The 20,135-nt window shown below is 60.5% G+C and carries 16 protein-coding genes and 1 pseudogene; 2 read left to right on the top strand and 15 right to left on the bottom strand.

Annotated elements, in window-relative coordinates; all coding sequences use genetic code 11:
- From VD17_RS24360 to VD17_RS24320, 9 genes and pseudogenes are all read right to left on the bottom strand, one after another.
- Positions 1 to 259: pseudogene (locus VD17_RS24360) on the bottom strand (methyl-accepting chemotaxis protein); the annotation flags it as partial.
- Positions 260 to 327: 68 nt separating this feature from the next.
- On the bottom strand, positions 328 to 1,479 hold the full coding sequence (locus tag VD17_RS24355; protein ID WP_046056038.1) for an acyl-CoA dehydrogenase family protein: 1,152 nt from the start codon (positions 1,477 to 1,479) through the stop codon (positions 328 to 330).
- An 18-nt stretch (positions 1,480 to 1,497) separates the two neighbouring features.
- Positions 1,498 to 2,586, bottom strand: coding sequence for an enoyl-CoA hydratase/isomerase family protein (locus VD17_RS24350; protein WP_046056037.1), 1,089 nt, complete (start codon positions 2,584 to 2,586; stop codon positions 1,498 to 1,500).
- A gap of 2 nt (positions 2,587 to 2,588) precedes the next feature.
- A complete protein-coding gene (mmsB, locus tag VD17_RS24345; protein WP_046056036.1) occupies positions 2,589 to 3,479 on the bottom strand; it encodes a 3-hydroxyisobutyrate dehydrogenase in 891 nt (296 codons plus the stop codon).
- Positions 3,480 to 3,621: 142 nt separating this feature from the next.
- Positions 3,622 to 5,130 carry a CoA-acylating methylmalonate-semialdehyde dehydrogenase gene (locus tag VD17_RS24340; protein WP_046056035.1) on the bottom strand — a complete coding sequence of 503 codons (1,509 nt, stop codon included), beginning with the start codon at positions 5,128 to 5,130 and terminating at the stop codon, positions 3,622 to 3,624.
- 101 nt (positions 5,131 to 5,231) lie between these two features.
- The gene (locus tag VD17_RS24335) at positions 5,232 to 6,935 is read right to left on the bottom strand and encodes an AMP-binding protein (protein WP_046056034.1); all 1,704 of its coding nucleotides are present in this window, start codon (positions 6,933 to 6,935) and stop codon (positions 5,232 to 5,234) included.
- Between the two features lie 353 nt (positions 6,936 to 7,288).
- A complete protein-coding gene (locus tag VD17_RS24330) occupies positions 7,289 to 8,539 on the bottom strand; it encodes an OprD family porin (RefSeq protein ID WP_046056033.1) in 1,251 nt (416 codons plus the stop codon).
- 183 nt (positions 8,540 to 8,722) lie between these two features.
- A complete protein-coding gene (locus VD17_RS24325; RefSeq protein WP_033062107.1) occupies positions 8,723 to 10,372 on the bottom strand; it encodes a cation acetate symporter in 1,650 nt (549 codons plus the stop codon).
- Positions 10,369 to 10,698 (bottom strand): DUF485 domain-containing protein, encoded by a 330-nt coding sequence (locus tag VD17_RS24320; protein ID WP_046056032.1) that lies wholly within the window; start codon positions 10,696 to 10,698, stop codon positions 10,369 to 10,371. Before VD17_RS24320 ends, VD17_RS24325 begins: the two co-directional genes overlap by 4 nt.
- A 398-nt stretch (positions 10,699 to 11,096) precedes the next feature.
- On the opposite strand from VD17_RS24320, the gene VD17_RS24315 reads away from it, so the two are divergent.
- Together VD17_RS24315 and VD17_RS24310 are read left to right on the top strand one after the other, a co-directional pair.
- Entirely contained in the window at positions 11,097 to 12,047 is a 951-nt protein-coding gene (locus tag VD17_RS24315; RefSeq protein ID WP_046056045.1) for a LysR family transcriptional regulator, read from the top strand.
- Positions 12,048 to 12,100: 53 nt separating this feature from the next.
- Positions 12,101 to 13,129 (top strand): AraC family transcriptional regulator, encoded by a 1,029-nt coding sequence (locus VD17_RS24310; protein ID WP_046056031.1) that lies wholly within the window; start codon positions 12,101 to 12,103, stop codon positions 13,127 to 13,129.
- 79 nt (positions 13,130 to 13,208) lie between these two features.
- Here VD17_RS24310 and VD17_RS24305 read toward each other — a convergent pair whose 3' ends face one another.
- From VD17_RS24305 to VD17_RS24280, 6 genes are all read right to left on the bottom strand, one after another.
- Positions 13,209 to 14,132 (bottom strand): transporter, encoded by a 924-nt coding sequence (locus VD17_RS24305; protein ID WP_046056030.1) that lies wholly within the window; start codon positions 14,130 to 14,132, stop codon positions 13,209 to 13,211.
- Between the two features lie 107 nt (positions 14,133 to 14,239).
- Positions 14,240 to 15,424: a serine hydrolase domain-containing protein gene (locus VD17_RS24300; protein WP_052962732.1), complete on the bottom strand. Its 1,185-nt coding sequence runs from the start codon at positions 15,422 to 15,424 to the stop codon at positions 14,240 to 14,242.
- A gap of 329 nt (positions 15,425 to 15,753) precedes the next feature.
- Positions 15,754 to 16,542, bottom strand: coding sequence for an SDR family oxidoreductase (locus VD17_RS24295; protein ID WP_046056029.1), 789 nt, complete (start codon positions 16,540 to 16,542; stop codon positions 15,754 to 15,756).
- A 59-nt stretch (positions 16,543 to 16,601) separates the two neighbouring features.
- The gene (locus tag VD17_RS24290; RefSeq protein ID WP_046056028.1) at positions 16,602 to 18,149 is read right to left on the bottom strand and encodes an amino acid ABC transporter permease/ATP-binding protein; all 1,548 of its coding nucleotides are present in this window, start codon (positions 18,147 to 18,149) and stop codon (positions 16,602 to 16,604) included.
- A 64-nt stretch (positions 18,150 to 18,213) separates the two neighbouring features.
- Positions 18,214 to 19,008 carry an ABC transporter substrate-binding protein gene (locus VD17_RS24285; RefSeq protein ID WP_046056027.1) on the bottom strand — a complete coding sequence of 265 codons (795 nt, stop codon included), beginning with the start codon at positions 19,006 to 19,008 and terminating at the stop codon, positions 18,214 to 18,216.
- A gap of 44 nt (positions 19,009 to 19,052) precedes the next feature.
- Complete coding sequence (locus VD17_RS24280; RefSeq protein ID WP_046056026.1) at positions 19,053 to 20,123, bottom strand: isopenicillin N synthase family dioxygenase; 1,071 nt, start codon at positions 20,121 to 20,123, stop codon at positions 19,053 to 19,055.
- Between the last annotated feature and the right edge of the window lie 12 nt (positions 20,124 to 20,135).

Here is a 20,135-nt window from a genome sequence, read left to right as displayed (position 1 = left end):
AGCGCAGGTCACGTATCACCGTGCTGGCCTGTTGCTGCGCCTGCTCTCGACTGAGCCCCTGAGCTTCCAGGTTTTGGAAGTGGCGCAGGATGCCGCTGGTAGTCTCGACCACATGACGGGTTTTCAGCGCCTTGGCGGCATAGAGGTCGTCATAGCTCTGCTTGAGCATCAGGCCGGCGAGAATCAGCAGCATCAGGATGGACATCAGCAGGATCAACCACAGGCGGCGGTTGATCGGAATATTACGCAGACCGAGCATGGGCGACTCCACAAGGTGTGGCAAAAAGGGGGCTGCCGGACGCAGCAGGCGCGTCCGGCCGGAGGGGCTCAGAGTGCGTAGTGGGCCAGTTCGCGGGCGATCAGCAGGCGCTGGACCTCGCTGGTGCCTTCGTAGATCTGGGTGATGCGCGCATCGCGGTAGTAGCGCTCCACCGGGTAGTCTTCCAGATAGCCGTAGCCACCATGGATCTGCATCGCGCTGGAGCACACGCGCTCGGCCATTTCAGAGGCGAACAGCTTGGCCTGCGAGGCTTCTGACAGGCACGGTTGCCCGGCGCTTTTCAGGCGCGCAGCATGCAGCACCAGCAGGCGGGTAGCATTGAGCCGGGTGTGCATATCGGCGAGCAGGTTGGACACGCTCTGGTGTTCGATGATCGGCTTGCCGAACTGGATGCGTTCGCGGGCATACCCCAGCGCGGCCTCGAAAGCTGCGCGGGCGATGCCCAAGGCCTGGGCGGCGATACCGATACGACCGCCTTCCAGGTTGGACAGGGCAATGGCCAGGCCTTTGCCGCGTTCGCCCAGCAAATGGTCCTGGGGGATCGCGCAGTTGTTCAAGGTCACCGCGCAGGTATCGGAAGCCTTGATACCCATCTTGTGTTCGCTGCGGTCGACCACGAATCCGGGATTGTCGGTCGGCACCAGGAAGGCCGACAGCCCCTTCTTGCCGAGTTCCGGATCGGTGACGGCAAAGACGATGGCCAGCTTGGCACGCTTGCCGTTACTGACGAACTGCTTGGCGCCGTTGAGCACCCACTGACCGTCGCGCAGTTCGGCGCGGGTGCGCAAGTTGTGCGCTTCGGTGCCAGCCTGTGGCTCGGTCAAGCAGAAGCAGCCGATGGCCTGGCCGCTGGCCAGAAGCGGCAACCAGCGGTCTTGCTGGGATGGGCTGCCATATCTGAGCAAGGGGCCGCAGCCCACAGAATTGTGGATGCTCATCAATGCGCCGAGCGCACCGTCGCCGGCCGAGATTTCCTCCACAGCCAGGGCGTAGGCCACATAGTCGGTGTAGCTACCACCCCACGTGTCCGGCACTACCATGCCCAGCAGGCCCAGTTCACCCATCTGCGCCACCACGGCGTCATCGATCCAGCCAGCCTTCTCCCAGGCTTGGGCATGCGGGCCGACTTCGCTGCGGGCAAAGTCGCGCGCCATGTCGCGGATCATGCGTTGTTCTTCAGTCAATTCGATATCGTGCATTGCGGTGTCTCCTGCCGATCAGGCGGTGCGAAGCGGGTTGGCGGAGGCCGGACGGAAACCGCTGAAAAAGGATTGCACCCGCGGTGGCGCCAGTTCCGCCAGGGTGGGTGGGTTCCAACGTGGGGTCTTATCCTTGTCGATGATCAGGGCGCGCACGCCCTCCATCAGGTCGCCTTTGTCGAACCACTGATAGTCCAGGTGCAACTCCAGGGAAAAGCAGTCGGCCAGACTCAGGTAACGGCCGCGACGCAGCAGCTCCAGGGTCACGGCCATCGCCAGTGGCGAACGGCTGTCGAGCAGTTTCGCCGTCTGCTCGGCCCAGTCGCGCAGCTCGGGACGTTGCTCGCGCAGCAGTGCGGTGCGAATGGCCGGTACATCGGGCAGGGAGAAATACTCATCGATCACCTGGCGATAGGCCTTGAGTTCCGATCCCGCAATACGCTCGGTGGCCATGCTGGCGAGCAGGTCTTGCAGGTCTTCCTCGGGCGCACCGGTCCAGTTCAACTGATCCAGGACGGCATCCAGTTCGGCCAGTTGCTCACTGGGCAGGCAGTAGTCAGCGAGGTTGGCATAGAGGGCGTCGGCGGCCCGTATCTGGCAACCGGTGACGCCCAGATAGAGACCCAGCTCACCCGGCAGTCGCGGCAAGAAATAACTGCCGCCGACATCGGGGAAAAAGCCGATGCCGACTTCCGGCATCCCCATCCGCGTGCGCTCGGTGATCACCCGCAGCGAGGCGGCCTGGGCCAGGCCCATACCGCCGCCCAACACATAACCATCCAGCAGCGCCAGCACCGGTTTGGGGTAGCGATGCAGGTACTCGTCAAGGGCGTATTCCTCCTCGAGGAACACCTCGTGCAGGTCGTCGCCGGCCTTGTGACTGTCGTACAGCATGCGGATGTCGCCGCCGGCGCAGAAGGCCTTTTCCCCGGCACCACGGAGGGTCACGGCGACAATCTCCGGGTCCTGTTCCCAGACCCACAGGTGCCGGCACAGCAGTGTCACCATGGGCAGGTCCAGAGTGTTCAACGCGCCGGGTCGATTCAGCGTCAGGTGGCCAACGCGGTTGCGCACACTGGCCAGCACCGGGGCTTGCTGCTCGCTCATGCTCAGGCTTCCCCACGGAACAGTTTGATGATGGCGGAGAAGTCCAGGCCGCCATTACCTTGCAGGCTGAAGGTCTGGTACAGCTGCTGAGCGGCAGCACCGAGCACCACCGGCTGACGCACATGTTTCGCTGCTTCGGTGGCGAGGCCGAGGTCCTTGAGCATCAGGTCGGTACCAAAGCCGCCACTGTAACCACGCGAGGCCGGAGCGTTTTCCAGCACGCCAGGGAACGGATTGTTGATCTCCGAACTCCAGCAGCGACCGGTAGACGTGCCGATGACACCGGCCAGCACCTTGGCGTCCATGCCCAGGGCCACACCCAGCGCCATGGACTCGGCGACGCCGACCATGGAGATGCCGAGCAGCATGTTGTTGGCGATCTTGGCCACCTGGCCGTTACCTGCGCCGCCGCAGTGCACGATGTTCCTGCCCATGGCCGAGAGAACCGGCAGGGCTTGGTCGAACACGCTGACCGGGCCGCCGACCATAAAGGTCAGGGTGCCTGCCGTCGCACCACCGGTGCCGCCGGATACCGGTGCGTCGAGCATCGGGTTGCCTTGGGCCAGGGCGAATTTTGCGACTTCGCGGGCACTGAGCGGGTCGATGGTCGAACTGTCGATCAACAGCACGCCTTGGCCAATATTGGCCAGCAGGCCGTCCTTGCCGCGATAGACCTGCTTCACGTGGTCGGCGGTTGGCAGCATGGTGATGACCACCTCAACCCCGGCTTTGGCCACGGCGGCGGGCGAGTCAGCGGCGCTGGCGCCAGCTTCCACCAGGGCGGCGACCGCCTGAGGGAAAGGATCGAAGACGGTCAGGCTGTGGCCAGCCTTGAGCAGGTTGCGGGCCATTGGGCCGCCCATGTTGCCGAGGCCGAGAAATCCGATATGCATGATGGCTACCTTTTGCGTGTGGTGGCGAGGGGATTTATCCCCGTTGGGCTGCGAAGCGGCCTCGGCGACTGTTCAAACAGACCGAGTTTTCCGGATTGGGGGCGCTTCGCGACCCAACGGGGATAAATCCCCTCGCCACAGATCATTTCAGGGTGATGGTGGTGTTCACCGAGCCGCCGGTGTCATCCTCGTCGAACCAGCGCTGGGTGACCGTTTTGGTCTGGGTGTAGAAGGTCACCACTTGTTTGCCGTAAGGGCCCAGGTCACCGAGTTTGGAGGCGCGCGAACCGGAGAACGAGAACAGTGGGACCGGTACCGGGATCGGCACGTTGATGCCCACCTGGCCGACGTCGATTTCTTCCTGGAAGTGACGGGCAGCAGCGCCGGAGCGGGTGAACAGGGCGGTGCCGTTGCCATTCGGGTTGGCGTTGATGATCTCGATCGCCTCGCTCAGGTTGGCGGCGTGCATGACGCAAAGCACCGGGCCGAAGATTTCTTCGCGGTACACAGACATTTGCGCAGTGACGCTGGAGAAGATGGTCGGGCCGACGAAGTTGCCGTCCTGGTAGCCAGGCACGCTAGGGTTGCGACCATCCAGTTCGAGCTTGGCGCCTTCTTCGATGCCGCTGGCAATCAGACTGTGGACACGATCCAGGGCCGCGCAGGAGATCACCGGGCCGATGTCGGTGCCAGGTTCTGTGCCGCCATTGATCTTGAGGGTCTTGGTCCGCTCGATCAGGTCCGGCAGCCAGGTCTGCGCTTCACCCACCAGAATCACCACCGGCAGGGCCATGCAGCGCTGACCGGCGGCGCCGAAGGAGGCGCCCAGCAGGTTGTTCAACGTCTGCTGCTTGTTGGCATCGGGCAGGACGATGGCGTGGTTCTTCGCGCCCATCATGCACTGCGCGCGCTTGCCGTTCTGGGTGGCGCGGTTGTAGACATGGGTACCGACTTTGGTCGAGCCGACGAAGGACACCGCTTTGATGTCCGGGTGGTCGCAGATCAGGTTCACCGCGTCGACGCCGCCATGGATGACGTTGAGCACGCCCTTGGGTACACCGGCCTCCATGGCCAGTTCGACCAGGCGCATGGTCACCAGCGGGTCTTGCTCGGACGGCTTGAGGACGAAGGTGTTGCCAGTGGCGATGGCCATCGGGAACATCCACAGCGGGATCATCGCCGGGAAGTTGAACGGGGTGATACCGGCGCACACGCCCAGCGGCTGCATCAAGGTGTAGGTATCGACGCCATTGGCGACGTTGTTGGCCAACTCACCCATCTGCAGGTTGCCGATGGAGGTGGCGTGTTCGACCACCTCCAGGCCGCGGAACACATCACCTTCGGCATCCGGCAGGGTTTTGCCCTGTTCGGCGGTGAGCAGGGCGGCCAGTTCCTTGATGTTCTCGCGGATCAGTTGCTGGTACTTGAAGAAGATCCGGGAGCGGGCGCCGATCGGAGTCTTGCGCCAGGTCTTGAAGGCTTCCTTGGCGCTGGCCACGGCGGCGTCCATTTCCTCGGCGGTGGCGAAGGGCACGCGGGCCAGGACTTCCTGGGTGGCCGGGTTGACTACATCGCGCCACTGAGTGCTGCGTGACTCGACGAATTCGCCGTTGATGAGAAGCTTGACGCTTGGAATGCTGGAAGAGGTCATTTTCAGTTCTGCCTACTTTCTTTGGGTCGAGTTAAGCCACTCGGCCTGGGTGGCCGAGCGGTCGGATTTGAATTCAGGAGGGCCGGCGTACCGGCCCGGGTTCAGCCCTTGAGCTGAGGGAAGTCTTCTTCGAAGTACTCTTGCGCGCCGCGTGTATCACTCTGGCGGCGCTGCACTTCCATCTGTCGCAGTTCCACCCGGCGAATTTTCCCGGAGATGGTCTTGGGCAGCTCGCTGACGAATTCGATACGTCGCACCCGCTTGTAGGGCGCCAGGTGCTCGCGGGCGAAGGCGAGGATGCTGCCTGCCAACTCGGCACTGCCGGGTTCGTCATGGGCCAGGATCAGGAACGCCTTGGGCACGGCGAGGCGTAGCGGGTCAGGGCTTGGCACCACAGCCACTTCCATCACCGCCGGGTGCTCGATCAGTGCGCTTTCCAGCTCGAAGGGACTGATGCGGTAGTCGGAGGCCTTGAACACATCGTCGGCGCGGCCAACAAAAGTGACGTAGCCATCCTCGTCGATCTGCGCGGTGTCGCCGGTGCGGTAGTAGCCGTCGCGCATCACTTCGGCGGTTTTTTCCGGGCTGTCCTCGTAGCACAACATCAGACCGAGCGGACGCACGTCCAGCGGCAGGGCCACTTCACCCTCGTTGCCCGGCACCCCGTCGGGGTCGAGCATGGTCACCCGGTAGCCCGGCAGTGGGCGGCCCATGGACCCGGGCTTGAGCAGTTGGCCGGGCGTGTTGCCGACCAGGGCGGTGGTTTCCGACTGACCGAAACCATCACGCAGTGGCAAGTCCCAGGCATGCAGGATCTGCTCGATGATCTCCGGGTTCAGTGGCTCACCGGCACCCACCAGTTCGCGCAGGTTCAAGCGCCCTTTGTAACTGGCCAGGTCTTCCTGAATCAGCATGCGCCACACGGTGGGCGGGGCGCACAGGCTAGTGACACCGTAGCGTTCCAGCGTGCCCAGCAGGGCCGGGGCGCTGAAGCGCGCGACGTTGTGGATGAAGATGCAGGCGCCGGCGTTCCACGGTGCGAAGAGGCAGCTCCAGGCATGTTTGGCCCAGCCCGGTGACGAGATGTTCAAGTGCAGGTCACCCGGCTGCAGGCCGATCCAGTACATGGTCGACAGGTGGCCGACCGGGTAGCTCTGGTGGCTGTGCAGCACCATCTTTGGCTTGGAGGTGGTGCCGGAGGTGAAGTACAGCAGCATCGGGTCGGTGGCCAGCGTGCGGCCCTCGACGTCGAACTGCTCGGAAAACTCGCTGGCGGCACTGTGCGGGGTCCAGCCGGCGGGGGCCGGGCCGACGCAGATGCGGCTGCAGCCTTCGCCCAGGCCGACGAACTTGTCGACATGGGCACTGCCGACCACCAGGTGACGAACCTGGCCGCGCTCGATGCGGTCGCCCAGGTCATCGGGGGTCAGCAGGGCGGTGGCGGGGATCACCACGGCGCCAAGCTTGAAGGCGGCCAGCATGGTTTCCCACAGGGCCACGTCGTTGCCGAGCATCAGCAGGATGCGCTCGCCACGGCGCGCGCCGAGCGCACGCAAGTGGTTGGCCACTTGATTGGAGCGCGAAGCCAGTTGCTGGAAGCTGTAGCGCTGTTCGCTGCCGTCTTCTTCGACGATCCACAGGGCGTTGGCCTGGTTGCCCTCGGCCATGGCATCGAAGTAATCGAGTGCCCAGTTGAACGCGTTCAGTTGCGGCCAGCGGAAGTCACGCACGGCAGTGGCGTAGTCGGTACGGTGGGCCAGCAGAAAGTCTCGAGCGGTGAGGAAGGGTTGGCAGTTGCTGTTCATTGGAGTCTCCATCGATCGTGGTGACGATCGGCGCGGTTACAGGTACGGGATGGTCAGGCGGCGAGGGGGGCTTCGCTGCGGGCAGCAATGCGTACAAGACGCGTGGAGGTACCTGAGAGCGGGGAGACGGCGGCAAGCATGGATGTCTTCACGGTGTATGCCCTTGTTTGTTTTTGTTGGGTCTGGCCCGGTTCATGACCAGGCTGTTGAGCCCAGTATAGGCATGCAAAAATCAATTAAAAATGCTCATAAAAACCGGTGCGTTGTGCAAAAAAATCATAGATCTGGCGCGTTGGATTTGAGGCCACTCGCACCGTCAGGCGACGCGAGTGGCCCCCGTCTGGCGGGGGGATTTACCAGATCGGTAAGGTGTAGCTGAGGATCAGGCGGTTTTCATCCAGGTCGCTGCCGAAGTTGGTCGAGCGCACCGTTGCATTGCGCCACTTCACCCCGACATTTTTCAGCGGCCCGCTCTGCACGACATAGCCGATGTCGGTGTCGCGTTCCCATTCCTTGCCTTCCGGGCGGTTGCCGCCCAGATCGATGTTGTCGCCGGTGAGGTAGCGGGTCATGAAGGTCAGGCCCGGTACACCGATGGCCGCAAAGTTGTAGTCGTAGCGCGCCTGCCAGGATTTTTCGTCCTTGCTGGCGAAGTCGCCGATCTGCACGAAGTTCACCAGGAACGCATCGGTGCCGTTGACGTAGGCATAGCCGGTGTCGCCGCTCATGCCTTGATAGCCCAGACCGAACGCATGCCCGCCGAGGTTGTAGGTGAACATCGCGCCAATCGCGTTGTTGTCGACATTACTGCCACCATCGTCCGTGGAGCGGGCGAAGCGCAGATCCGTCTTCAGCGACTGGCCGGTCGTGACTGGCAACACGTAGGTCAGGTTGACCAGGTGCTGGCTGTAGAAGTTGTCGAGATGGCCGTAGCTATAGCCGGTGGCGAGGTTGCTGGTCCATTTGTAGTTCAGGCTGGCGAAATCGAAGCTGTCGCTATCGACATGACGCGTGGTGATGCCCTTGGCGCCAGTGCGGGTGATGCCCATGTCCTCGTAGTCCGAGGAGTCGCGCTGATTGACCTGCGTCAGTCGCCCGGCATCCACCGTCAGGCCTTCGAGCTCCAGCGAGGTCAACTGACCGCCCTTGAAGGTTTGTGGCAACAGCCGTGAATCGTTGGCCAGTAGCGTCGGCAGTTTCGGCAGCAGCGTGCCGAGTTTCAGCGTGCTTTTGGAGGCGCGCACTTTGGCGGTCAGCCCCAGTTCGCCATACTCGTCCTGCGCCCCTTTGCTCGTGTCGCGGTGGCGTTTAAGCAGGCCGGAACCTGCGCGATCAGGGCTGGAATCGAGCTTGACGCCGACCAGGCCGATGGCATCGAAACCGACACCGATCAAACCGTCGGTGAAGCCCGATTCATAGCGCAGCAGGAAGCCCTGCGCCCATTCCTCTTGTTTGGATTGGGCGGCGTTGTCCTGGCGAAAGTCACGGTTGAAATAGAAGTTGCGCAGTTCCAGGCTGGCCTTGCTGTCTTTGACAAAGTCCGCATGGGCTTGGGTGGCAAGGCTGCTGCCTGCCAGGAACAGGGTGATCAGGGTGGGTTTCATTGCTTGTCTCTTGTTGTTATGAGCAGTGTTGTTATGAGCAAGCCGTTCCCGCACTGGCCGGGGCCAGTGGAAGGAAGGCTCGTTGAAGGTGCCCAGCGCGGGGCGGCGCAGGGCGGGAGTAAAAAAGCGCGAGCAAAGGAGCGGACTCGCGCTCGGGGCCGTTGACCCCGCAAAGCTGCAGCGTTAGTGACTGCTGGCCATGGCAGCGCCCAGGCCCGTCTGGGCGCGGACGAACTGATCGGCATAGGCCGCGCGCTCGCGGTCGGCGCGCTCGCTGCGGTCCAGCTTGGACGCCACCACGATGACCAGGAAGGCCAAAGGCATGGAGAACAGCGCCGGCTGGTCGTAGGGGAAGATCGCCTGGGCATGGCCCAATACGCCGACCCACACCGACGGCGAGCCGATGACCAGGGCCAGGGCGCTGATCAGGCCAGTCAAACCGCCATAGAGGGCGCCACGGGTGGTCAGGCCACCCCAGTACATGGCCATGATCAATACCGGGAAATTCGCAGAGGCCGCGATGCCGAACGTCAGGCCGACCAGGAAGGCGATGTTCTGGCCCTCGAACAGAATGCCGAGGGAAATCGCGACGATGCCCAGACCGATGGTGGCGATGCGCGACACGCGCATTTCCTGCTTCTCGTCGGCCTTGCCCTTCTTCAGTACCGAGGCATAAAGGTCGTGAGAGATGGCCGAGGCGCCAGCCAGGGCCAGGCCGGCCACCACTGCAAGAATGGTGGCGAAGGCCACGGCGGAGAGGAACCCGAGAAACAGATTGCCACCCACCGCCTTGGCCAGGTGCATGGCCACCATGTTGCCGCCGCCGATCATGGCGCCGCCGAGCTTACCGTCGACATAGTACTGCGGGTCTGTGCCGACGATGACAATGGCGGTGTAGCCCAGGATGCAGACCACCAGGAAGAAGAAGCCGATGAACACCGTGGCGAATAGCACCGATTTGCGCGCCTCCTTGGCATTGGGCACGGTGAAGAAACGCATCAGGATGTGCGGCAGGCCGGCGATGCCGAAGACGAGGCCGAGGGACAGTGACACCGCGTTGATCGGGTCGGCCAGCAAGGTGCCCGGGCCCATAATCTGCACGCCGCTGGCATGCACCGCCACGGCTTGGGCGGCCAGCGTCTCGAAGCTGAAACCGAAGCGGCTCAGGGCCAGCAGCATCAAGGTCGTGCCGCCGGCCAGCAGCAGGACCGCCTTGGTGATCTGCACCCAGGTGGTGGCGAGCATGCCGCCGAAGATCACGTAGACCAGCATCAGCAGGCCGACCACCACCACCGCCGTGCGATAGTCGAGACCGAACAGCAGCTTGATCAACTGCCCGGCACCGACCATCTGCACCACCAGGTAACAACACACCACCGTCAGCGAGCCGAGGGCGGCGAAGCTGCGCACGCGAGTTTGATCCAGGCGGAAGGAGACGATGTCGGCGAAGGTGTAGCGGCCCAGGTTGCGCAGGCGCTCGGCCATCAGGAAGGTGACGATGGGCCAGCCGACGAAGAAGCCAATGATATAGATGAAGCCGTCATAGCCCTTGGCGAACACCAGGCTCGAGAGGCCCAGCAAAGTGGCCGCCGACATGTAGTCACCGGCGATCGCGAGGCCATTCTGAAAACCCGTGATACCGCCACCGGCGCTGTAGAAGTCGGCGGCGGAGTGCGTGCGACGGGACGCCCACCAAGTGATCAGCAAGGTGGCAAGGACGAAGACGAAGAACATGCCGATGGCATGCACATTGAGCGGTTGCTTCTCCGCGGTGATAGTTGCGGCGTTGGCCAGCAGGGGGCTTAGGGCGAGAAGGGCGAGTAGGCGTTTCATGCGCGGGTCTCCAGGAGGATCTGCGCGCTGAGCGCGTCGAAACGGGTGTTGGCGGTGTTCACGTACCAGGCGGTAAGCAGCCAGGACAGCAGGATAATTGCCACGCCGATCGGCATGCCGAGGCTGAGATGACTGCCGTCGTACAGTGGCAGGTGCAACCAGGCAGGTGCGAAGGCCACTACCATGATTAAGCTGTAATAGACAGCCAGGACCGCGGCGCTCAGTGACCAGGCCAGCAGCGCGCGTTGGCGGGTGAGTCGCTGGAACTTGGGATTGGCCCTGACCTGGGCGCAGGTCTGGGCGTGGTTCGGATGGTCAGTCGTCATGATGAGGCTCCGCTTTTAATTGTTGTTGTATGTCGGCCTTTTGAGGGGCGTACGGGTACCCGGGCGACGTCCCGAAGCGGAGCGTCACCTGAATGCTGCTGGAGTCGTTGCTGCCCTGGCGATCTTCTAGAGGCGAGGGATGTTGAAATGACGTCGGTCAGGTGCCGACAGGGAACCCGCCTATGAGCTCTCGACGGGTCCGAATGTGGCAGTGATTGGGCTGTCGCACAGCTGCCTGTTTTCGGCTTGAAAGCAGGCTTTTTACCCTGCATTTATGCCGTTAGCCCTGATTGAAATTTGGGCCTTTCCGGTTGAGAAACGATGCTGGTCAAACCAGGCTGAATGCGAGTATATGTTGGCTAATTTCCAATATGTATTGGCAGAAAAGCCTGATGAATATGCAAAAACGCACAACCCAAAGTCATGTGAATTGGGACGATATGCGCTTCTTCCTCGAGGTCGCCCGTGCTCACACCGCGAGTGGCGCAGCACGCCGTTTGGGGGTGGACTACACCACCGTTTCGCGACGCATCCGTGCCCTTGAGCAAAGCCTTGGCGCGCTGCTTTTCGAGAAGTCCCGAGCGTCGGGTTTCGTCATGACTGTCGAGGGGCAGCGCCTGGTCAGTCACGCCGAAACGCTGGAAAGTACGCTGCTGGCAGCCTGCGAGCAGGTTTCCGGAACCACCGGGGGGCTCGCCGGGCACCTGCGTATCGGCTGTACCGAGGCTTTCGGCTCCTGCTTCGTCACCACGCAGATGAGCCACTTCATCATCCACTATCCGCATATCTCCGTGGACATCCTGCCGGTCCCGCACTTCGTCAACCTGTCACGGCGCGAGGCAGACATCGCCATCACCCTGGAGCGGCCAGAGCGCGGTCCGTACGTGTGCTCGCGGCTGTGCGACTACCGTCTGCGTCTGTATGCGACACCGGAGTACCTGGCCAATCATTCGCCGATTGCCAGTCGCGAGGACCTGGCCGGTCACCCCTTCGTGACCTATGTCGAGGACCTGGCCTTCAGCTTCAAGTTGCTCTACCTGAACGACCTGCTGCCCGGCGCGCACAGCCGCCTGCGCAGCACCAGCGTAGTTTCCCAGTACCATGCGGCGCTGGAAGGGCGCGCGCTGGCTATCCTGCCTTGCTTCCTCGCCGGTCCCGACCCGCGCCTGTGCGAAGTGCTACCGGATGAGGTGGAGGTCACTCGACAGTTCTGGATGTACTACAGCGAGGACCTGCGCAAGCTCAAGCGGATCACGTTGGTAGCCGACTATCTGCGCGCCTGCGCGGATCTTAATCGCCCGCTGCTGATGGGCGAGTCGCACGCGATGGCCTACTTGCCGTCGCCCTGAGGTTGCTACTCTGATTAGCGGTTCACCCTAAAAAAATAAAAACAGGTGTCTCCATGCGTCTCGACCATGCGTTGTTAACCGATGTCAGCGGCAAGCCGATACGCCAGCACCATAAAAATTTTTCGACAGATTGGGATGAAATCAGCGACTGGTCGGATCGCGTTTACATGCCCTATCGTGCGTCCCCCATAGGGCATGCCATCAAGCCGCGTGCAACCATGCATTCATCCAGGATTGGCGAGTTGACGCTGACTCGTTTTGCCTATGGAGTCGCCGTGAGCGTCGATGAATTTTCGCCCGAGGCAGGGAATGCATTACTGCTTACGACCATTCGCGGTAATGCCCGGCACTGGGCCCAGCGTTCGGTCACTGAGGATACGGCAGTAGGTGAATCCTTCATTGCCAATTGCAGTCGTGTCGATTACCGGATCGATCTCGACCCGGATCACCTGCAACTGAATCTGACCATTCCTCATGCAGTCTTGGAACGGATGGCGCAGCAGTGGTTTGGGTTCGTGCCCGATGATCAGTTCTGGAGACACAAGTGCGTCATCGGCGGAGTCGGTTCGAGCTGGCTAAGCCTGCTGGAGTACACGGTTCGTTGCGTGGCCGAGGCTTCCGAACACATGGCTGAAGGACGTCTGGGGGCTCATCTGGAGCAAAGTCTTTGCGTTCATCTGTTGCGAGAGTGGGCTGGACGCGCCGCGCAAGCAGGGCTTGATTTAGAAAGTCCAATGAACCGGATTGCACCGCGTTATGTCAGGGCCGCTGAAGAGTTCATGAGTGCCAATGCAGCAAGCCTGCCGACGATGGCAGAGGTTGCCAGTGCTGTCGGGACCAGTGTGCGGGCATTGAGTGGGGCCTTCTCGCGTTTTCGCGGCATGACGCCCGGTGCGTTTTTGCGCGAGCAGCGGTTGCAGGGTGTGCGCCGCGATTTATTGGCAACGGATCCGGCGTCGGGTACGACTGTTTCCGCCATCGCCTTTCGGTGGGGGTATCTGAACCTGGGGGAATTTGCGGGAGTCTATCGCAAGCGTTTCAGTGAATTACCCTCCCAAACCTTGCAGCGTCGACTGCGCTAGCGATGCGAGGCAGGAAAGGGCACCGAGAGTGACGTCTGACTCACTCTCGGTGCCCAGAAAGTCAACCACTTGCTGTGGGTCAGAACACCCACAACAGCCGTAAGTTAACCCGCTGCTTTTCCTTGAAGCCGTTGTCGACCGATACGTCCTGGCCGTAATTGAGCAGGGCCTGGAACGTAGGGGTCATCCAGTACGATCCCCCGACACGGTACTTGCTGGTGTTGTGTTCATCGTCCTGATCCTGACCGTCAATGCGCGTCTCACCACCCCAGAGTTGAGACGCACCGACATGCACCGACAGCTTGGGCGTCACGGCGTATCTCAGGTACGTCTGGGCTTGCCATAGCGGCTTCTGGCGCAATGTCAGGCCTTGATTCGTGAGGTCGTCATTTTTGCCAAACAGGGTTACATCGGCGGTGAGGTCCAGGGATAACTTTTCAGTGAGGCCGGTCACATAGCCTGTCTGCAACGTCATCTTCCAACGATTCTCGCCAAGGTTGAGTGCATCGTTTCGGTCATAGTTACCGGTCGGCACGTACAGGTAGGGCGCTATGCCCCAGTATCGGTTCTTCGCCGGATCATTCACGAGCCACAGGGTGGACGCCAGAATCAAGTCGCCCGTGCCATTGGCTTGTCCCAACGAGTCGTTATCGCGTGTTCCTTCCAGACGCCCGAATGGCAACAGGAACTGCGTATTGATCGTGTAGTCACCCAGCTGCTGGTAATTCGCGACGCGCAATATGCCGATGTCCGAGTCGAGTCCCGCGTTGATCGCAACCTTGTGACCATTACTGTAAAGCGACCGCCGTTCGGCATGCTGGAGGTAGAGCAAGCCAATATTGCTGCCGGCTGGAAGCGCAGCGGTGTATTCGCCGGCGTCCACATCGATGGCGTGGGCGTTGCCCGCCAGAGTCGCCAGCAGGAGGCCGGCACTGATTGTTGTCGTGTCAAATGCGCATTGTGTGGATCGAGCGCGCGCAGGGGTACGTGTGGAGATCTCCATGAGTCACCTGTTTTGTTTTTATTGTTTTCGCAGAAGGGGGATAGTTTTCTTGCGCCATCGCCTGGAGCCCTTGGAGGGCTCTCATGCGAATCGAATCAGGTACGGGGTCAGCTGTTCAGATTGCGGTAGGCCGCCGTTTCGAAATCCAGATAACCATTGGTCGAAACAGGGTCTACGAATGGCAATATCTGAGTGGCCCAAAAACCACCGATGCCATTCTTGCGATCGATCCAATAGAAGAGATTGGCCAACCCAGCCCACGCCAATGAGCCCGCAGGGCGACCGGTGGGTGCGTCTTGTTCGTTGACCATGAAACTCAACGCCCATGACTTTGGCATGCCGGGGAAGAATTCCGCAGTGTGGGAAATACTCGGATTCACGCAGGGAAGGGCTTTTATTTTCAGGTTGTCGAGCCCGTTTTTTTCAGCGAAACGAATCGTCTCAGGCTTCAGAATTCGTCCGTGATCACCCTGTCCATCGTTTAGCCAGGCCCGGATGAACAGGCAATAATCCTTCACTGTCGAGAACAGGCCATGGCCTCCCATGTGCACTTCCGGTTCCTCTGGAAGGAGGGAGCCCTCGACTGCGGTCAGCGATCCGTCTTCTTCACGCTGGTGCATTCCAGCCCGCCGCTGGAGCATCGATGCGGTCATGCTAAAAGCGGTATCGGTCATACCCAGAGGCTCAAAAATACGCTGTTGCATGACTTCACCCAGGCGTTTGCCGGTAATGGCCTCGACCACCAGGCCGGCCCAATCCATGTTGGAACCGTATTCCCACTGTTCACCGGGTTCAAACAGCAAGGGCGTTAAAAGTGCCGCCAACGACCCACTGATGATGCTGGGCTGGCGACCTTCCTGGACTAGCCTGTTGTAGTGTTCGTTAAAGAATTCATAACCCAGGCCTGCGGTATGAAGCAGAAGCATCCGCGTGGTGATGTGTTTTTTGGGGGCGCGAAGCCGCGGGGTGCCGTCGCTGTCAAACCCTTCGAGCACCTTCAGTTCGCCGATCATCGGCACATAGTCCCTGGCAGGCGCATCGAGATCCAGTCGGCCTTCCTCGACCAACTGAAGCACCGCCGTGGCGGTTATCGCTTTAGTCGTGGAAAACATGGCGAACACACTGTCGGTCGTCATTGCACCGGCTTGACCGAGCGTCCGTTGACCTGAAGCACCCTCGTAGATCAAACCGTCGCGCCCGGTTATTGCTGCGACTACGCCTGGGACGCACTGCTGTCCAGTGGTGACGGCATCGAGCAAGTGGTTGAGTGATGATGTAAAACCTGGATTCATTATTTTTATTCTCCTTAAACCCAACCCATAGTCCGCTCGGCTAGAGCCTATGGCGGGGCAGTGGTAGGACTGACTGGGCCGACGTGAAGCAAGGAACGTCGGGCCAGTGGAGAGTAAAAAAATAAATTCAATGCGTTTGTCGGCTGCCGGCAGAGGGTGTCGGAATCAGGCACTTTTTTAAGTGCCGTGCAGGTGGGGGATGTTTTGTGGTTTAACGAGTTGTTTATGCAGCGCTTTGCCCAGCAGGTTAGGCACTACCGGGCGGTATCAGGGGGGAGGGTTGGAACGGTTGTGGGGCAGTGTTTACCGCCCCATAGCACCTGCGGTCTTTATTGGCTGGAGCGAACAGCCCCTCCATCAATCAACAAGTTCTGCCCAGTCAGGTAGCCCGCATGACGGCTGCAAACGAAAGCGCACAGAGCGCCGAATTCCTCGGGTGAGCCGAAGCGTTTAGCAGGAATTTCGCTACGGCACTCGGCGAGGAATGCCTCACTGTCTTGCCCCGACTCTTGGGCAGCAGCGACCAGGTTGTCACGCAGTCGATCGGTGTCGAATGAGCCCGGTTGCAGGTTGTTGATTGTCACATTGCGACTGGCAATGTTTTCTTGCCGGGCAAGCCCTGCGATAAATCCCGTCAGACCACTGCGCGCGCCATTGGAAAGGCCCAGGCTTTCGATAGGGGACTTCACGGCACTCGACGTGATGTTGATGATTCGGCCAAATCCGCGTGTCGCCATACCGTCTACCGTTGCCTTGATCAACTCGATAGGGGTGAGCATGTTGGTATCCAGCGCTTTGAGCCAGGCGTCGCGGTTCCATTCGCGGAAATCCCCGGGAGGAGGGCCGCCAGCGTTGTTGATCAATATATCGAAATGCTCATGGGCCATGAGGGCTGCGGTGCGACCCTCAGGCGTTGAAATGTCTCCGGCTACGGCGATGACTGTCACTTCAGGATTTATCGCTCTGAGCTGACGGGCTGTTTCATTTAGCGTCTGTTCGCCTCGGGCGGTGATCACCACGTTCACGCCTTCGCTGACGAGTGCCTGCGCGCAGGCTTTACCCAGGCCTTTGCTGGCGGCGCACACCAGCGCCCAGCGTCCTGCAATTCCGAGATTCATGCGTGTTTTCCTGAAAGAACGAAGCTCATAGAAAGTGCTTGCCTACTGCGACACCCTGCTCACGCATGGTTCGCAGTCGTAGACAGGTTTGGCGATCGAGTACTGATGCCCATGAAACGCCGCACTCTCTCTCCTTCGGCATCGCAGCGTATGGTTTCAGGTGCAGCATCCAGTTGGATATTACCGTTCTCCATGAAGACGACCCTGTCGGATATCGACATGGCAAAGTCCATTTCGTGGGTGACGATAATCATGGTCATGCCTTCACTGGCCAGGTCGCGTATGACGTTCAGCACATCGCCCACCAGCTCTGGATCGAGCGCTGACGTAGGCTCGTCGAACAGCATGATGTCCGGCTCCATGGCCAAGGCACGAGCGATCGCCACACGTTGTTGCTGTCCGCCGGAAAGCTGGTGCGGGTACTTGTGGGCGTGAGCGAGCAGGCCGACTTTGTCCAACAGCGCATAAGCACGGTGTTCGCTCAGCTCGCCCGGGATGCCGTGGTAACGCGGCGCCAGCGTGACGTTGTCGAGAATGGTGCGGTGCGGGAACAGGTTGAAGTTCTGGAACACCATGCCAATGTGCCGCACGCCTTTGCGCAGACGGGCGCTGTTGGGTTTGTCCGACGCTTCGATGAATTTTTCACCGAACAACAGAATGTCGCCTGTATCGATGCTTTCCAGACCGTTGACCGTGCGGATCAGCGACGTTTTGCCGGAACCGGATGGGCCGATGATCGAGATCACCTGGCCGTATTCGACATTCAGATCGATACCCATCAGCACTTGGTGCGTGCCATAGCTTTTTTGGATGTTCTTCAGTTGCAGAATAGGCGTCGCGTTGCTGCCGGCGGCTTTACGCGCAATGTCGGGCAAGGCTTCGGCGCAGGCCTTGAGCTTGGCCACGGCGGCGGTATCGAGTGTATGCGGCTTGCGGAAGTTCAGGTCCAGGTAGCGTTCCAGACGCTGCAGGAAAAAGCCGAACACGGTGACGATAAGCACGTAGTACACGCCCACCGCAGCCAGGGTTTCCATGACCAGGAAGTTGGTGGCATAGAGGCGTTGGCCGACCGTGAGGATTTCAGTCAGGGAGATGACCGAGACCAGCGACGTCAGCTTGACCACCGTGATGTATTCATTGATCAGCGTAGGCAGCGAGATACGGAAAGCCTGGGGGATCACGATCAAGCGCTGCATGCCGAACAGGCCGACACCCAGCGCGCGGCCTGCTTCCTTTTGGCCCTTGGCCACGGAGATCAGGCCACCACGGTGGATCTCCGCCATGTAAGCCGCTTCCGTGACCACCAGGGCCAGCAAGCCGGAGTAGAAGGGGTTTGACAGAATCGGTCCGCTACCGGGAAACAATTGTGGCAAGTTGTAGACGAAGACCACCAGCACCAGCAACGGGATGCTGCGGAAGAACCAGATGTAGACCGCCGCGGGAATGCGCAGCAAGGGCGACTGGGACAGCTTGGCCGTGGCCAGGCCAAAGCCCAGCAGCATACCGAGGAACCAGGCCAGGGCACTGAGCTGGACCACCGTGACGCAGGCCTTCCAGAAGTCCGGCAGGGAGAACAGGGAGATGAAATACGACCAATCGAATTGCATAGGGCACCTCGATCTGCCGCCCCGGTGCAGGGGCGGCAGATGACCAGACTACAAGGACACGTTCTTAGTGGGCAGTCGGTTCTTCCAAGCCATATTTCTTAAGAATAGCGGCGTATTCACCGCTCTTTTTGGCCTCGTCGAAGGCTTTTTGCACGGCCTGGAATGTTTCGTCGTTACCTTTCTTGACGAAGATACCCAGGGTTTGCTGATAGATCGGGTGTTCAGTGGTGATCACTACCCGGCCATTGGTTTTTTCCGCGATCATTTTTGCAGCGCCAGCGATTTCAACCTGTGCCTGGATGTTTTTGGACAGCAGGGCCTGGGTCACTTCGGGTGCCGAAGGGTACTCGCTGACGGTGATGGCGCCTTTGTTGTTCGGCACGCAGTAGTCATCGGAGAGCTTCTTGAATTCCTTGACCCAGGTGGTGCCCTGTTCCAGGCCCAGTTTCAAGCCGCACAGGTCTTCAGGTTTTTTTGCATTGATCTCGCTGCCCTTGGGCACCATGACCGCGGCACCGGTGTTGGCATAGGCAATGGTTTGGGCCTGCGTCTGGCGCTCAGGTGTGATGTACATGCCGGAAATGACCGCGTCGTATTTGGCGGAGTTCAGGCCCAGGATCAGGCTCGGGAACTTGGTGTCGACGAACTCCACCTTGGCGTTCATGTGCTTGGCCAGGGCCGCTGCCAGTTCGGGATCCGAACCCACCACGTTTTTGTCCTTGTCATAGGACTCGAAGGGCGGATAGGTGATTTCCATGCCGACCTTGAACGTGTCTGATGCGGCCATGCTCAACGAGGCACCGAGCATACCGGCTGCCAAAACAGCCAAGCTCAACAGGTTTTTTTTATTGTTTTTCATTTTTACTGACTCCGGCGTAGGTAAGGGGTAACTGAAAACTTCAATCAGGACGGTTGAGCCTGATTTTTCAAATGTCCGAAACTGGCGGGCTTGCGTGCCTTGCCTGGCAGTTGAACGTCCCCATTGGCCACCCTCTGGCGCAGATACTGATAGGTCTGCAGTGCCTGGCCATACATGTGTTCGCCGATCGTGATTTCTTCGTAGTCGTTACCTCCCTGGGCGAACCCGGGCAACGGTTTGATCTGGGTGTGATAGTCGCAGGCATAAAACAGTGGAAAGGAGTAACGCTCCTCTTTCACGCTCCGCACCCGGTGCGCAGTGGCAACGAATGCGCCTGCCGTCATCACTTCCAGCATGTCGCCGATGTTGACCACAAAGGCATCGGCAATCGGTGGTGCATCGATCCATTGTCCAAGGTTGTTCATCACCTCAAGGCCTGGTTTGTCGGCCAGGAGGATGGTGAAACACTCATAATCAGTATGGGCGCCAAGGCCCGGTGCGTCATGGGCGGCACCGTCGAAGGGGTAGTGGATCAGGCGCAGCTTGGACGGCGGGCGGGTGACCAGGCTGTCGAAGTAGTTTTCTTCCAGGCCCAGGGTCAGGGCAAAGCCGCCGAACAGGCGCCGGCCCAAGGCGAAGATCGCTTCATAGTAGGCCTGCACCGACGCCTTGAAACCCGCCAGCTGCGGCCAGTCGTTGGGCCCCAGCAACGGGGTGTTGGCCAGCACCAGCGGGTCATCGGCCGGGACTTCGAAGCCGACGTCGAAGGCTTCCTTGTGGTCCGGCTTGCCTTTGGAATAGACCTCTTCGCCTTCGGGTACAAAGCCCTTGTGGGTTTGCGAGGTGCCGATGTAGTGCCGCATCTTGGTGTCGAAGGGCTGGTCGAAAAAGTCCTTTGCCGCCTTGCGCAGGTTGGCGATCAGTTGCGGGTCGATACCGTGATGGGTGATATAGAGGAACCCGACTTCGCTGGCGGCGCGCCCCAAATGTTCGGCCACGGCCAGGCGGTGCTCCAGTTCGACGCTGAACAGACCGGCGATGTCGACCACCGGGATGCTATTGAAGTTGGCTTTGTGTGTGTCAGTGCTGGCGCTGTTGTTTTTATTGTCAGGCATGACGCATCGGCT

This window comes from Pseudomonas fluorescens (assembly GCF_000968015.1).
GTDB classification, from domain to species: Bacteria; Pseudomonadota; Gammaproteobacteria; order Pseudomonadales; family Pseudomonadaceae; genus Aquipseudomonas; species Aquipseudomonas fluorescens_W.
Note: the sequence above shows the minus strand (reverse complement) of the source record. Positions and strands in the feature narration are given on the sequence as shown.